The 15,551-nt window shown below is 70.6% G+C and carries 9 protein-coding genes; 7 read left to right on the top strand and 2 right to left on the bottom strand.

Features of this window, described 5'->3' with window-relative positions:
* The first annotated feature begins 238 nt into the window (after window positions 1–238).
* Window positions 239–943: a cupin domain-containing protein gene (locus ACWD4B_RS07850; RefSeq protein ID WP_451419960.1), complete on the top strand. Its 705-nt coding sequence runs from the start codon at window positions 239–241 to the stop codon at window positions 941–943.
* A 358-nt stretch (window positions 944–1,301) separates the two neighbouring features.
* On the opposite strand, the gene ACWD4B_RS07845 is transcribed toward ACWD4B_RS07850, so the two are convergent.
* On the bottom strand, window positions 1,302–3,128 hold the full coding sequence (locus tag ACWD4B_RS07845; RefSeq protein WP_451419959.1) for a ricin-type beta-trefoil lectin domain protein: 1,827 nt from the start codon (window positions 3,126–3,128) through the stop codon (window positions 1,302–1,304).
* Between the two features lie 112 nt (window positions 3,129–3,240).
* On the bottom strand, window positions 3,241–3,687 hold the full coding sequence (locus ACWD4B_RS07840; protein ID WP_451419958.1) for a hypothetical protein: 447 nt from the start codon (window positions 3,685–3,687) through the stop codon (window positions 3,241–3,243).
* A 184-nt stretch (window positions 3,688–3,871) separates the two neighbouring features.
* Here ACWD4B_RS07840 and ACWD4B_RS07835 point away from each other — a divergent pair, with 184 nt between their 5' ends.
* The 6 genes from ACWD4B_RS07835 to ACWD4B_RS07810 all read left to right on the top strand — a co-directional run bounded on the left by ACWD4B_RS07835 (window position 3,872) and on the right by ACWD4B_RS07810 (window position 15,502).
* Complete coding sequence (locus tag ACWD4B_RS07835) at window positions 3,872–4,441, top strand: TetR family transcriptional regulator (RefSeq protein ID WP_451419957.1); 570 nt, start codon at window positions 3,872–3,874, stop codon at window positions 4,439–4,441.
* Window positions 4,442–4,584: 143 nt separating this feature from the next.
* Window positions 4,585–6,351, top strand: coding sequence for a methyltransferase (locus ACWD4B_RS07830; RefSeq protein WP_451420002.1), 1,767 nt, complete (start codon window positions 4,585–4,587; stop codon window positions 6,349–6,351).
* A 32-nt stretch (window positions 6,352–6,383) separates the two neighbouring features.
* Window positions 6,384–12,245, top strand: a complete 5,862-nt coding sequence (locus ACWD4B_RS07825) for a type I polyketide synthase (RefSeq protein ID WP_451419956.1) — start codon at window positions 6,384–6,386, stop codon at window positions 12,243–12,245.
* Between the two features lie 33 nt (window positions 12,246–12,278).
* Window positions 12,279–13,994 carry an acyl-CoA dehydrogenase gene (locus tag ACWD4B_RS07820; RefSeq protein ID WP_451419955.1) on the top strand — a complete coding sequence of 572 codons (1,716 nt, stop codon included), beginning with the start codon at window positions 12,279–12,281 and terminating at the stop codon, window positions 13,992–13,994.
* A gap of 311 nt (window positions 13,995–14,305) precedes the next feature.
* Window positions 14,306–14,614: a hypothetical protein gene (locus ACWD4B_RS07815; protein WP_451419954.1), complete on the top strand. Its 309-nt coding sequence runs from the start codon at window positions 14,306–14,308 to the stop codon at window positions 14,612–14,614.
* Between the two features lie 54 nt (window positions 14,615–14,668).
* Entirely contained in the window at window positions 14,669–15,502 is an 834-nt protein-coding gene (locus tag ACWD4B_RS07810; protein ID WP_451419953.1) for an alpha/beta fold hydrolase, read from the top strand.
* Window positions 15,503–15,551: the final 49 nt, after the last annotated feature.

Raw genomic sequence — 15,551 nt, 5'->3', positions numbered from 1 at the left:
CGCGCGGGCGATCAGAGGGCTCCGACGTAGCCGGAATCGACGGCTCTGTCGGCGCCGGTCGCGCTGCCGGACCGGGGTGAGGCGAGGAGTGCGACCATGTCGGCGTTCCCTAGCGCGAGGCGGCGGCCACTCGCACCCCTTCGTGATTGCCTGACCCGAGCCACCCGACAGAGACCAAGCCTGCCCGGCAGACACCTGCCGACGGGCACCACCACGAGCGTCGCAACAGAGGAGAGCAATGCCCAGCCACTTATCAACCTTCAGCCCCGTCAAATGGGTTGCGGCCACCTTGAGCGACGGCGGGCGGGTGCCGGGAGTCTGGACGAAGGAGTTGCTGAACTCCGCCCAGGGCGACTCGTTCTCGCTCCTGCGGCTCGCGGCGGGCGGCGAGTTCACCCGCACAGGGCACGAGGACGAACGGATCCTCGTCCTGGACGGCCAGCTCTCCGTCGCGGCCGGTACCACCGGACCCGCCACGGAACACCGGACCGGAGCGTACGCCGCGCTGCCCGGGGACGGGCACGCAGTCGTGTCCAGCACCGACGGCGCCCTGGCCCTCGTACTGTCCGGGAAGCGGCTGGGTACTCCGGCCGACGACGTGTTCAGCCCGGAAGGGTGGCTGGAGTCGAGTCCGGGCCAGTGGTTCCGGCTTCTCCTCGACGTCGCCTTCGACGAGACCTTCGACGAACGGGTCGTAGGGCTGTCCCACTTCGAGCCGGGATCCTCCTCGCCCCGCCACCCGCACCGCACGGCGCACCGCTTCCTGTTCCTCGACGGCGAGGCCGACGACGAGCTGGTGTTCCCCGACGGGACCCGACACACGGCACACCGGGCCAAGGGCGACTTCGTCGACTACCCGTACCCCGTCGAGCACCAGACCTTCAGCAGGACCGGCTGCACGATCCTCTTCCTGCACGAGCCGCTCCCAGGGGCAGCAATGTGACCCGGAGATCCTCCTGCCTCCACCACATACGCGGCGTACCTGCTGACCACGGGCACCGACGGCACCTTGGACGGCGAAAGCCCCACCAGCGAACTCTTCAGCCACAGGCCGGAAGGCCGACCGTGTGAGAACGTCGGCCTCCTCGAAGTGGTCGACCGATGCGCCGACGCTGGTAAGCCACTGGGCCACCGCACGGCACAGAGTGGACTTGCCGACGCCAGGACTCCTCCCGATATCGGAGATGGGATGCATGGTCATGGCGGCCGTCTCGCACCCGCGTGGTGTTTGACAACGATCCGCCGGACGGGTCCGGGCCGCCTGGGCCGGATGTGCGGTGGTCCAGGCGGCCGGGTGGGTTTCAGGGGCTGACCGTGTTCCAGCGTTCGGCGGGGATGTCCTGGCACTTGTAGAGACTGACGATGCCGTGGTCGGCGTCGGGTGCCAGCAGGCACAGGTGGTTGGCCTCGTTGCGGTAGCGGATGGATCCGTCCGGGTAGGCCTCGGCGAGCCATCGCTGTCCGGCTCCGGCGACGCCACGGGCATCGTCGCACGTGTAGAGCAGGGCGGCTGTCTGGGTGCCGGCGTGGACGTCCTGGCTGCCCAGGCACTGGTTGGTGCCGCTCAGGCTCTGGATGCGGACCAGGTTGTCGCCGCGGCTGATCCGCTGGATGTTCCAGCCGAAGTCCTGCTTCTCGTAGAACAGCCAGTAGATCCACCACGAGCGGGGCGGTGTGGGCTGGGTGTAGACGAAGGTCCCCGGAACGTTCCCGGCCCTGCGCAGCCGGCCGCCGAGCCAGGAGGATTCCAGGCGGATGTTGTCGCCGGTGGTCTGCCAGCCGGTGGGAGGGGAGGTGGCGTTGTCCCACCACAGCTGCGCGGCGCTGTCGGTGCACGGGGCGGCGGTCACCGTGGTGCCGTTCGGGGTGAGGCAGAGTCCGGGGACGGCGACGTTGCGCCACCGTTGCGGTCCGCCGTTGTCGTCGTTCCAGGCCGGGGGGTCATCGAGGTGGGCGATGGTCCACTGCGCCCGCGGGTCGTCGCACTTGCCGGCGACGATCGGGGTGGAGGCGGCCCGGCGAGCGCTGGGCGCGATGGCGATGCAGTCTCCGGTGGCGTCGTTGCGCAGGTAGTGGGTGAGCGCGTCGGTGGTGAACATCTGGAAGGTCTGGTTGCCGTTGTAGCGGGCGTTCCCGATGGTGATCGAGCGGTTCGGGTTCTCCTGCAGCAGGCCGCCCGTCGGAGAAGCCAGCACGGAGTGGAAGACGTGGGACGGGAGCGGTGCGCGGACCGGCGGCGGGGTGCGGGCGAACTCGACGGGCACGTGGTCGGATCCGCCGCCCCTCGGGACGGTCGCGGTGAACCCGCCCGGCACGCCGCGGGTGATGGCGTAGTCCAGCTCGCTCGGGGTGTCGCCGAGGTAGGTCACCTGTCCGGTGCGCAGCAGGTTCTCGTTCGCGCGCAGATGCAGCGAGTCGCGGGCCTGGTCGTTGGTCCGGTTGAGGATGTTGACGTTGAAGTCGCCGACCAGCACCCAGTTCCGGCCGTCGGTGGCCGCGAAGTCGCGGACCTGGTCGAGCAGTCCGGGGCGAGTGCCTTGCCGCACCACGTCCTCGCCGCGGGCGTGGGTGTTCCAGTACCAGGTGTTGCCGAACCGCAGGCCGAGCAAGGGGCGGGCCCGGTAACGGTTGTTGGGGGCGTTGGGGTCCGAGTTGTAGGACGGGTTCTCCAGCACGCGGACGTCATCGGCGACAGTGTCGGTGACGAACGCCAGGTTCATCTGGCCGCCGTCCCAGGTGTCCTGGTTCGTGCCGGCGACCCGGCGCGGATCGGTCTGCAGGTAGTACACGTAGCGGTTGCTGCCGTTCGGGCCGCCCGCCCAGGTCACCCGCTGGACGGAGCTGGGCTGCGGGTTGCGGTTGGGGGTGAGGCGGATATGGCGGAACTCGTTGCGGTCGTTGTCGTGCGCGGGCAACGGCGGCCCGGCACCCGCCTCCTGCAACGCCACCAGCGGATTGGTCGCGGCCAGCCGCGCGACCTCCGACGTCCACCGCGAGCCGTTGTCGGAGCCGTGCATGTTGTAGGTGGCGAACGGTGACGTGCCGTCGCCGTTCACGGCATGGGCCACCGTGGCGGTCAGTGCCAGGTTCGTGGCCAGTGCGGTCAGCACGGTCAGGACGGCGACCACGGCGGCACTCCACCGCCGCCGTTGGGCACGTATCGTTGGATGACTGCGTCTCACGAATGATCAGTCCTCTCACGTTGGCTTCTCCGGCCGGGCCGGTGCGCTGTCCGTCATGTCACCAGCGGTCGATGCCCATGGTCCGTGCCGCGTCGTGGATGGCCACGTAGTGGTAGGGCGTCATGCCCGACCGTTTGATCGGAGCGTTTTTGTCCTTGGCCCGGAACTCGTCGCGCGAGCAGGCCAGCAGGCTGGTGCCGTAGCCGACCGGTACGTCGCCCGTGCCGTGGACGGGGTGGGACTTGGCGGCGGTCTCGCTGCCGGCCCTGGCCAGGATGCTGCGGGCCTGGTTGTACGCGGCGGCCTTGATCCTGGCCGGGTTCGCCGGTGTCCGAGCGGCCATTGCCTGGTCGGCGGTAGCGTCCGCTGCGGCAGAGCGCCCCCGGCACAGTGCGTTCACCGCCTGCTCGTTCGTGGTGCTGGTCGCGCTGGCGGACGGGGCAACCACAGCAAGAGCTGCGACCACTGCCGCGGCGGCCACTGCGGTGCGCAGGGCTGACTTCATGGCTGCACGTCCTTTTCGAGTCGGCGAGAGGGGGGTGCGAGTTGCTGACCATGGCGTGCTCACACGCCCGGTCACGACGGTGCACATGATCTCAACTCCTCATCTGCAGAGGTGAGTTGATGCCAGTTGCTGTCATCGACGCTACACCTGACGTCATCGACTGTCATCACGTAGAATTCCTCCCATGGCCAGGTGGGAGCCGAACGCACGCGGACGGCTGGCAACAGCCGCGTTGGAGCTCTACAGCGAGCGCGGGTTCGAGCAGACCACCGTGGCGGAGATCGCCCAACGGGCCGGACTCACCGAGCGGACCTTCTTCCGTCACTACGCCGACAAACGCGAAGTGCTGTTCGCCGGAGCCCCCGCGATGCGAGAGCTTTTCGTACAGGCGGTCGCCGACGCGCCGCGGTCCGCAGCACTGGTCGACGTGCTGCTGGCCGGGTTTGACGCGGTGTCCGAGATGTTCGCCGGCCGGCGCGAGGTCGCACGCCGGCGGCAGAGCGTGATCACGGCGAACGCGCATCTCCAGGAGCGCGAACTGATCAAGCTCGCCAGGCTCTCGGCCGCACTCACCGAAGCCCTGCACCGACGCGGCGTCACCGAGCCGACCGCGACCCTGACCGCCGAGGCGGGCATCGTCGTCTTCAAGGTCGGCTTCGAACGCTGGATCGCACCGGGAGAGGAACGCGAGATGCCGCAACTGATGCGCGAGACACTGGGAGAGCTCAGGGCCCTGGCCACGGGCAGTCAGTGAGCGGACGTGAGACGAGCGTGCTGTTGATCGTGGAAAGCCTGCGGGACCGGCGCAAGATGTGCACGTCGTTGCCCGGGCGGGTCCCGAGCGGTCACTCTGAGGGCACCTTGCGGTGTCGTGTCGTGTCGAGGGAGCTGGTCTTGGTGGATCCGTACGTCCGGACAGGCGGTCTCGACCCGGCTGATCGTGCCCTGGTCAACGAGTCCCTGTCGCTGGTCCGGTCGGCAGACGTGCGTGGCGTTGTGCGGGACCTGCTGCCCCACCTCACCGAGGGGGAGCAGGCGTCCGTGGCTGCTCACTGCGACGTGGCCCATGCGGCGGTTCTGGTTTTCCCGCCGTCGCTCGATGGGCTGATCGCGGGCCTTAGGGCCGACGGATTCACGGTCGGCGAAGCGGTCCCCAGCGTGGTGGTGCGGGAACGGCTGAGCCGGCGTTACGGTGTGCCGGTTGCTGCGCTGAAGGTCGCGATCCTGCACGTGCAGGCGCCTGTTGCCGGTCAACGGCCGCGCGAGATCGAGCTCTTCGTCCTGGAGACCGCGCCGGGCACCAAGCTGCGCGAGATCGCTGCCAGGGAACGGGCGGAGCGCAACGAGTCCCACCTCGCCCTGGAGGTGAGGGCACCGGACGGCGTGGTTCTGGCAGGACTGCGCACGCTCCTGGCCCACCACGGCGGGCCGGCCGCCGACGGCGGAGGCTACAACTCCGTCGAGGACTGCACGGTGTTGTACTTCCTCGGCACCGCCGCCGACGGCCGGGACGGACTCCCCGTGTCGGGCCCGGGGCGCCCCGGGCGTCTGGAGTTACGGGCCCGCGGCCACCACCCGGCGGTCCTGGCCGCACACCGGAGCGCCGAACCAGACGAACCGGCCAAACGGTTGCTGGAGCTGATGACCGGGGCCTGGACCACCCAGGCGATCGCGGTGGCTGCCGGGCTGGGGCTGGCCGACCAGTTGCCCGGTCCCGCCACCCGGCCCGCGCGCGGTGCCGAAGCCGGGGCAGCGGTCGGTTCCGTTGCCGAGCTGGCCGGCCGTCTCGCCGTCGATCCGGCCGGTCTGGGCCGTCTGCTGCGCTACCTCGCGGCCGTGGGAGTGGTCGCTCCCGTCGGCGACTCCTACGCGCTCACGGAGCTCGGTGCGCTGCTCCGGAAGGATTCCCGCCACTCGCTGCGCTCGCTGGCGCTGCTGTACGGCGGCCCGTTCTACCAGTCCTTCGGGGAGCTGGGCCATTCCGTCCGTACGGGGCAGGAGGCGTTCAAGGAGCTCTTCGGCAAGGGGCACTTCGACTATTTCGCCGAACGGCGTGATCTGGCCGAGCTGTTCGACTCCGCGATGGCTGCCAGTGGAGCCATGTTCGAGCCGATACCCGGTCTCTTCGACTTCTCGGATGCTCGCGTGGTGGTGGATATCGCCGGCGGCAGCGGGCACTTAATCGGTCTGCTCCTGGCTCGCGCGCCTCACCTGCGGGGCGTGCTCCTGGAACGGGCGCATGTGGTGGATGCTGCACGCCGGCACTTGAACGATGCAGGCTACGCCGACCGTTGTTCCTTCGTCACGGGGGACTTTACCCGTGCCGTACCGGAGGGCGGGGACGTCTACCTGTTGTCGCGCATCCTGCACGACTGGGACGACAAACAGTGCCTGACCATTCTGCGCCGCTGCGCCGAGAGCATGCACGACGAATCTCAACTGCTGCTTGTCGAGCGCCTGCTACCCGACACGGCAGAGGTGGCGTCCGGGGGTGCGCCGCCCCTGGCGGTGGCCTGGGATCTGCACATGATGTGCAATGTGGGCGGCCAGGAGCGGACCGCCGGTCACTATCAACGCCTCTTGGAGACGGCCGGGTTCGAGCTGCTCTCGGTCCGGGGTCTGCCGCTGGACGGCAACCTGCTGCACGCCCGACGGCGGGGCTGACAGGCAGTACCGGTGCGGGGAAAGATGCACACATGGCGATCACGGTCCACGACTATCTCGTCGCCCCCTCGGGAGCCGTCATCGGGGGAAGCGGCCGTACGACCCTCCCGGAGGCCTTCGCTGCGGCCGCCGACGCGTACGGCGATGCTCCGGCCGTCGTCGGTTGCGGCGCACCGCGGTCGTGGTCGCAGTGGCGCGCCGAGTCCCGCGCCCTGGCAGCGGGCCTGCAGGGCCGCGGCATCGGTGTGGGCGATGTGGTCGCCGTCCACCTCCCCAACTGCTGGGAATTCCTGGTCACCCACACCGCGGTGGCCGAGGCCGGCGCGGTGCTCCTGCCGCTCCATCTCGCCTACGGTGAGCGGGACCTGCTGACGTTGATGCGCCGGGCGGCAGCCCGCGTGCTCGTCCTGTCGGCGCATTACCGGCAGGCGGACGGTGCGGCGCTGGGCAAGCGGCTGTTGGCCCGGCTGGACACGCTCGAACTCGTCCTGATCGCCGGATGGACCCGGCCGACGGCTCCGGCGGACGGGGACCCGGCAGGGCGGGACGCCCGCATCGTCTCGTACGACGCACTCGTCCAGGACCACCGCCTGGCCGCACCCCGGCACGTGGACCTCACGCCCGAGCTGCCGTTCGCCCTGCTGCCGTCGTCGGGCACCACCTCGGACCGTCCCAAGCTCTGCCTGCACAGTCACGGCACGCTGTTGTCGAACGCCGCGACGGTGGCTCTGGACGGCGGCGCGAGCGGCGGCGACACGATCGTGAGCGCCAGCCCGTTCACTCATCTCTTCGGCCTGTTGTCCGTACACCTGGCCCTTCTCACCGGAAGCCGGCAAGGCCTGCTGCCGCAGTGGGACGCCGCGGCCTTCCGCGCGCTTGCCGAACATGCCGAGGCGAGCGTGCTGTTCGCGATACCGGCCCAACTACGGGATCTGGCCGCGACACTGCGCAGCGACCCTGCAGCGGGGAGGCTACGCTTGCGCGAGGTGCGCACGGGCGGCGCGGCGGTTCCCGGTCCGCTGGTGACAGACCTGCGGCGGCTGACGGGAGCGTCGGTGATCGTCCAGTGGGGCATGTCGGAACTGGGCGCGGGCACGGTGACCCGCCCCGACGACCCGCCGGAGGTCGCCGTGGGCAGCATCGGCCGCCCGCTCGGCGGCTGCGCGGCGCGCGTGGCCGACGACTCGGGCGCCCTCTGCCCCGAAGGCGTCACCGGTGAACTGCAGTACCGGGGACCGCACATGTTCCTCGGCTACCTCGGGGATCCCGAACGGGCCCGCGAGGCCTTCACCCCCGACGGCTGGCTGCGCACCGGGGATCTGGCCCGCCGGAACGCGGACGGCACCTTCACCTACCGGGGGCGCGACGCGGAGGTGATCAACGTCGGGGGAATGAAGGTCAGCGCCTCGGACGTCGAGACCATGCTCGGCGACCTGCCGCAGTTCTCCGAACTGGCCGTCACCGCCCGCTCCGACGCCCGGCTCGGCCAGTACCCCTGCCTGGTCGCCGCCCTGCGCCCCGGTGCCACCATCGGCCTGGAGGAGGTACGGGCCCATCTGGCGGGCAAGGGCGCAGCCGAGTACCAGCAGCCGCTGGAACTGCTCCTGGTCGACGAGGTGCCGCTCACCCCCACCGGAAAGATCGCCCGCGGTCGGCTGGCCGGGCTGCTCGCCCGCTCTTCGGGGACCGGAAGCCGTTCGGCCGTCGTGCCAAGGGTCCAAAGCCTTCATGCTGTCGGGGAGTTGATTCGTCAAGAGGTCGCCCGTGTGCTGCCGCCCCATGCAGTGGACGAACTTGCGCCGGACCGGACGTTCCGGGAATCGGGGGTCGGCTCGCTCGCCGCGGTACGTCTCGCCGTGGGACTTTCGGAGGCGACCGGACTGGCGTTACCGACGACCGTCGTCTTCGACCACCCGACCCCGACGGAACTGGCCCGTCACCTGGCCGACTTGGCCACCGGCCGCCGACCGCAGCAGCGGACGGGCCCGGAGGAGCCGCACCCCGCACCGGCACCGGCTCCGGACAGCCGGGACCCGGTCGTGATCACCGGCATCGGCTGCCGCTTCCCCGGCGACGTCCGCTCCGCCGAGGACCTGTGGCACCTGCTCGTCGACGGCCGGGAGACGGTCGGCCCCTTTCCGGCCGACCGCGGCTGGGACCTCGACCGGCTCCGGCACCCGGACCCCGCCCACCCCGGACACTCCAGCACGCACTACGGCCACTTCCTCGCCGGAGCTGCCGAGTTCGACGCCCGCTTCTTCGGCATATCACCCCGCGAAGCACAGGCCATGGATCCCCAGCAACGGCTCCTGCTGGAGACGAGCTGGGAAGCGCTGGAGAGCGCGGGGATCGACCCCACCGGGCTGCGCGGCTCCGACACCGCCGTCTTCATCGGCCTGATGGCCCCGGACTACACACCACGGCTGGCCGAAGCGCCCGAGCGCTTCGACGGCCTGTTGCTCACCGGCAACGCGGCGAGCGTCGCCTCCGGACGCATCGCCTACACCCTCGGCCTGACCGGCCCCGCACTCACCGTCGACACCGCCTGCTCCTCCTCCCTGGTGGCCGTGCACCTCGCGGCCCAGGCGCTGCGCCGCGGCGAGTGCTCCCTGGCCCTGGCCGGCGGCGCGACCGTGATGGCCACCCCGGCCTCGTTCGTGGACTTCAGCCGACAGGGGGCTCTGGCCCCGGACGGCCGGTGCAAGGCCTTCGCGGCGTCGGCCGACGGCGCGGCGTGGGCGGAGGGCGTGGGCGTGCTGGTGCTGGAACGCCTCTCCCGGGCCCGGCAGTACGGACATCCGGTCCTCGCCGTGATCGCAGGTTCGGCCGTCAACCAGGACGGCGCGAGCAACGGCCTGACCGCGCCCAACGGGCTCGCGCAGCAGCGTGTGATCCGACAGGCTCTGGACGACGCCGAGTTGGCAGCCGGTCAGATCGATGTGGTCGAGGCGCACGGAACGGGCACACCGCTGGGCGACCGGATCGAGGCCGGAGCCCTGTACGCCGTGCACGGCGAGGGCCGAGACGGGGGCCGGCCGCTGTGGCTCGGCTCGGTCAAGTCGAACATCGGGCACACCCAGGCCGCCGCCGGGGTCGCCGGCATCATCAAGACGGTCCAGGCGCTGCGGCACGGCCTGCTGCCGCGCACCCTGCACACCGGCCTGGCCTCCCCGCCGGAGGCCGGAGAAGCAGCGGGTAGCTTGCGGCTGTTGCTGGCGCACCGACCGTGGCCGCGCTCCGGCCGGATCCGCAGGGCCGGGGTGTCCGCCTTCGGGATCAGCGGGACCAACGCCCATGTGATCCTGGAAGAGGCGCCCGAAGCCCCCTTGGAGCACCCCGCCCCGACCGTGGCGCCGGCCACGGACGACGGGCAGCGGGCGCTGCCCTGGGTGCTGTCCGCCCGCAGCGCGCCGGCCCTGCGCGCCATGGCCTCCCGGCTGTTACCGCTCGCCGAGTCGGCCGATGCGTTCCAGGCGGGCCGGGCACTGGTCACCTCCCGGCCGTCGTTCGAGCACCGTGCGGTGGTCGTCGCACGACAACGGGAGGAGCTGATCGCCGGGTTGCGCGGCATCGCCGACGGCGGCGCCCTGCCGGCCCACGCGGTCGGCAACCTGGCCCGTCCCGAGAGTGGTGGCACGGTCTTCGTCTTCCCGGGGCAGGGCTCCCAATGGGAGGGCATGGCAGCGGACCTGCTGGCCGAGTCCGAGGTGTTCGCACAGTCGGTGGCAGCATGCGAGGAGGCCCTCGCGCCGCACACCGACTGGTCCGTGCGTGCCGTACTGCGCAGGGAAGCCGGTCAGCCGCCGCTGAGCCGCGTCGACGTCGCCCAGACGTCCCTGTTCGCCGTGATGGTCGCGCTCAGCGCCCTGTGGCAGTCACTCGGGGTGCGTCCGGACGCGGTGGTCGGGCACAGCCAGGGGGAAATCGCCGCCGCCTGTGTCTCCGGCGCGCTGTCGCTGGCCGACGCGGCGAAGGTCGTCGCCCGGCGGGCCGCCGCCGTCCGGGAGCTGCTGCCCGACGGCCGGATGGCGGCCGTCGCCCTGCCCAGAGGTGACGTGCTCCATCATCTGGACGCCGGGCAGGGCCGGTTGTGGCTGGCGGCCGACAACGGTCCCCGCTCGACCGTGGTCTCCGGCGATCCCGGTGCCGTCGACACCCTGCTCGACGAGCTCGGCGACCGGGGCATACGAGCGACCGGCCTTGCGGTCGACTACGCCTCCCACAGCGCCCACGTGGACGTCCTCCGGCACCGCCTGACGAAAGCACTCGACGGCCTCGAACCCCGCCCCGCACAGATGCGCTTCTACTCCACCGTCGATCCGGGCCCGCTGGACACCACGCGGCTGACCACGGAGTACTGGTACCGGAATCTCCGCCGCCCGGTCGAGTTCCACGGCGCGATACGCGCACTGCTGGAAGACGGCTTCTCCCACTTCATCGAAGTCAGCCCCCATCCCATCCTCACCTACCCGGTCCTGGACACCGCCGAGTCGGCCGGACGGCCCGTATCCGTGGTGGGAAGTCTCAGGCGGGGCGAGGGCGACGAACGACGCCTTTTGCTCTCCGCGGCGGAGGCGTTCGGCAACGGGGTTCCGGTGGCCTGGAAGAACGTCTTCGCCGGGCGCGCAACCCGGCACGTCGAGCTCCCCTTCTATCCTTTCGCACGGGAGCGTCACTGGTGGCCGGACGGAGCCGCGAGCGCCCGTCCGGCCACCGACACCGACACCGACACCGACACCGACACCGACACCGACACCGACGAAGTGCCGCTCCCGGACAGCGAGTCCGCACTCCTGACGCTCGTACAGGACCACACCGCAGTCGTCCTCGGACACCGCGACCGCGGACAGATCGACCCGGACACGGCGTTCGCCGAGATCGGCACGGGGTCGCTCGCCGCAGCCGAACTGCGCGCCCGACTCACTCGCGCACTCGGGCTTCCCCTGCCGTCCACCGTCGTCCTCGACCACCGCACGCCCCGGGCCCTGAGCGCCCACCTGTGGCGCCTCCTGCTCGACAAAGAACACCCGGAGCCCGGCCGAGTCGCCCCGCGTGAAGTGCCGGACACCCTCGACGCCCTGTACCGGCAAGCCTGCCTGACCGGTGAAGGCCGGGCCGCCGTCGAACTGATCGGCGCAGCGGCCCGACTCCGTCGTACGTTCGACGCCCAGTCCGCACCGCAGCACGCACCCCGCGCCGTCCGGCTCGGACCGGCAGGAGGCACTCCCCTGCTGCTGTGCTTCCCCTCTCTGCTCCCGGCCTCGGGACCACACGAATACGCGCCTCTCGCCGAGGCGTTGCGCGGCGATCACGAGGTGCTGGTGCTCCCGCAGCCCGGTTTCGCCGAGGACGAGCTCCTGCCCCGCGATCTCGAAGCCCTGACCGCCGCGCACGCGATGGCAGTCGACCGGTACTCCGGCGGGGCACCGCTCCTCCTGTGCGGCCACTCCTCCGGCGGGCTGATCGCGCACGCCGTCGCCACGCGGCTCAAGGAACAGGGCCGCCCCGCAAGCGGTTTGGTCCTGCTGGACACCCCGTGGCCCGATCAGACATTTCAGGACGAGGTGCTGCCCCGCGTCCTCGCCGCCACAGCCGTACGGCAGCAGGCCTTCATGGCGCACGGCATCCCCGCTCACCGGCTCACCGCCACCGGCGGCCATCTCCGCATGCTGGCCGGCTGGCTGCCCGCACCGGTCGGCACCCGCACACTCCTGCTGCGAGCCCAGGAGACCGCCCCCGAGTTCGCCGAGCAGGACCGGCGGGCCCGTCCGTGGCAGCTCCTGCACACCGAACGCGCCGTACCGGGCGACCACTTCAGCATGCTGGGCACCCACGCCGCCGCGCTGGCCGATGCCGTACGAACCTGGTGGGCCGAGATCGCAGATGCGCCGTAGCCCCCCGCGCACCACAACCGAGGAGCACTGGACATGGCCCCCTACGACGGCGACCTCGCGGCACTGTTCACCGACGCGTTCTTCGCCCGGACGCACCGAACCGAGGGGCCGTCGCCTGCCGCGCCCTATCTGGGACTGCAGCACCTCCAGTCCCGACTCGGCGACCAGGAACCGCTCTTGGCGGACCCCGCCCGGCTGCGGACCGTGCTGGAACTGAGCGCGGTGACGGACCCGCGCCTGTTCTTCGTGATGTTCCTGCACCACAGCATGGCCATCGGCGTCGCACTCGACTTCGGCGCCCCGCCCGAGGACGTGGCCGCCCTGGCCTCCGGGAGATGGATCGGTGCCGCCCTGATGAATGAGACCGGCCACGGCAACAGCAGCGCCGACATCCGCACCCGGGCGGTTTTCGACCCGGCAGCCCGCGAGTTCGTCCTGCACACGCCGAACCCCGAGGCGATGAAGCGTCCGGCCAATGTGGGCCTGGACGGCTTCGCCAGGCTGGCCGTGGTGAGCGCTCGCCTTCGGGCCGGCGGTGCCGACCGCGGGACCGCGCTCTTTCTCGTACCGCTGCGCGACGAGAACGGACCCTGCGAGGGCGTCACGATCGAACCGCTCGCGCCGACGCCCCTCCTGCCCATGGACTACGCGAAGGTCCGCTTCGACGGAGTCCGGGTGCCGTACCGCAGATGGCTCGCCGACGGCGCGTCCATCGCCGACGACGGGTCCTTCCACGACCCTCTGGACGGGCCCGAGGCCCGCACCCGGCGCAGCGTGGGCATGAGCCGCTTCGCCTGGGGAGCAGCCACGGCCGGACTGGCCGCGACCGCGCGCGCGAGCGCGGCCTTCGCGCTCACCCACGCCCGCCACCGCCGCACCCACGACCGCCTCGCCGGTGACATCGCGGCCATCACCCATCTCAACCAGCAACGCCTGCTGTTCGGCGCCACGGCCGACGCCCTGGCCGCCACCGCGGTCGCACGCCGGGCCACCGCACGGAGCTGGCACATCCCTCCCGGCGGCGGTGCCGGCACCGGGCCGTCGGCCGCCGAGATGCGCACGCTGGCACTGAGCAAGGTCACCGTCGCCGTCCTCGCGGACACGGCCGTCACCCGCTGCCGCACGGCATGCGGTGCACTCGGCTTCTTCGCCGAACACCGACTGATCGGCTATCAGGCCCTCACCACCGCCTTTCAGTCCGCCGGTGGTGACAACCGCCTCATCCTGCTCGATGCCGCCTGGACGATGGCCACCGGCGCGGACTACCGCCCACCGGACGAGGAGTCCGCGTCGAGCGACTGGCCGCGCCTCTTCCGCGCCAGGGAACGCCTCCTGCACGCCGAGCTCGCCTCGGCCCTGCGCACGGACGGCCAGGGCGGGACCGTCGGCTTCGCGTCCTGGAACGCCCGGACCGAACTGGCCCAGCGCCTTGCCGAAGCCCACATCACGCGCACCACGGCCGAGGCCCTGCACGACACCTGGTGCGCCCCGGAAGTCCCCGGAACCGCCCGCCCCTTGCTCCGTGACCTGTACCGGCTCCACTGCCTCGAACAGACGGCACCCCATGCCGGCTGGTACCTCGCACACGAACTGCTCACACCGCAGCAAGTCCTCGCGCTGCCCGAGCAGATCAACGAAATCTGCCGCCGCCTCGTCCCCCACGCCGAAGCCATGACCGAACTGCTGGACATCCCGGCCGAGCTCCTCGGCTGGTCCACGCATCACCCCCCTGGCCCCTTCCCCGCATAACCGACTGTCAACTGCCCTGCCACCTTTCGTTCATCACGGGCAGCGATGGTGATCAGACCAAGGACCTCAACGCCGGGGTCCTCAACGCCGGGGAGTGCACCACCACTTACCACCACATCGTCGGTTCCTCCACCTTCTGCACGTCCGCGCGAGACGGTGCCAACACGAGCGGCAGCTTCCACACGACCTGGGATCGCGACCAGTGCTTCTCCGCGAGCGGCCTCGCCGGTGACGCGGACTACCAGGCAGCCTGCCGACCCTGTCCCCACCCGATACCCGAGGCCGTACTCCTACTTGGCTGCGAGCCGGTGGTGGAGCGTGTCGTCCAGCCAGTCGTAGATCCGGGCGAGGGCCAGTCGCTGGGCTCCGGCCTGGCAGTGCGTGTCGGCGCCTTCTTCCGCAGTGAACTAGAGCAGGGTCTTGGGTCAGTTGAGGTGGTCGTAGAGCTGGCGGGCCTGTCCGGCGAAGAACAGGTCCTCGACGGCCTCGCAGATCAGGGCGGGGCACTCGATCTTTTCCGCGATGCCGTCGCGCAGGTGGTAGTCGAGGTAGGCGGCACCGAAGCGACTGAGATCTCAGTTTGCTACATAGGGATCTTAGATGCCTTAATAATGAAGTGAGCCGCTGCCATATGGCCAAAAATCTCTGCATGTGACCAGCAATGGAGCTGAGCGATGGCGATCTTCGAACCGATCACGGGCCGCTATGTCGCGGTCAACGGTGCACGCACCTACTTCGACGAGGCCGGCGAAGGCGTCCCGATCGTGTGCATTCACCCGGGGGCCACGGACTCTCGGGTCTACCGGCACCTTCTGCCGTTGCTCGCCGAACGCGGATATCGCGCGATCGCGCCCGACCTTCCCGGGCACTGCCGTTCCTACCCGGCACAGTGGCAGCCGGGGACTTCCATTCACGACCACGCCGAGTTCGTGCACGCGTTCGTGCGCACGGTGCTGCCCGGAATCTCGCCCTTTGTGCTCGGCGCCTCTGTCGGAGGCCTGACGGCACTGGATCTTGCCGCTCACCACGGAGAGAGCTATCGAGGTGTCGTCGCGATGCAAGCAGCGTCGTGGACACCGCTGTCGGCCGAGGCTGCCGCGTTGCTGGCAGGTCGGACAAGCGCGCCCGATGCCGGCTGGACGGATCACCTTGAGTATGCGGCGGTGACCTCGGCGAGCAAGAAGCTGACAACCGAGCAGGAAACCGAGCTGAGGTGGCTTCAGCGCAGCACCTCCCAGCAGGCCGGTCAGTTCGACGGTCAAGCGTGGGCTTCCCACGATCTGCGCGGCCGACTCGGCGATGTGCGGTGCCCGGTCCTGCTCGTGCAGGGCACCGACGATTTCTTCGTGCAGGATGAGCTGGTCGATGACACGGTCGCCGAGATGGGCTCGGCGGCGCAGCTGCTGAGGGTGCCCGACATCGGGCATTACCCGCCGCTTGAGAATCCGGAGTGGGTTGCGCAGGTCGCAGACACCTTTGTGAAGCGGCTGACGGCAGCGGCGGTCTGACGGGCGGATGGGCCGACGTCTGGCGGGCACCACTGAGATCCGAGAACTT

The sequence above is a fragment of the Streptomyces sp. NPDC002536 genome, assembly GCF_053594995.1.
The sequence above is the reverse complement of the archived record's forward strand: the minus strand, read 5'-3'. Positions and strand labels throughout refer to the sequence as shown.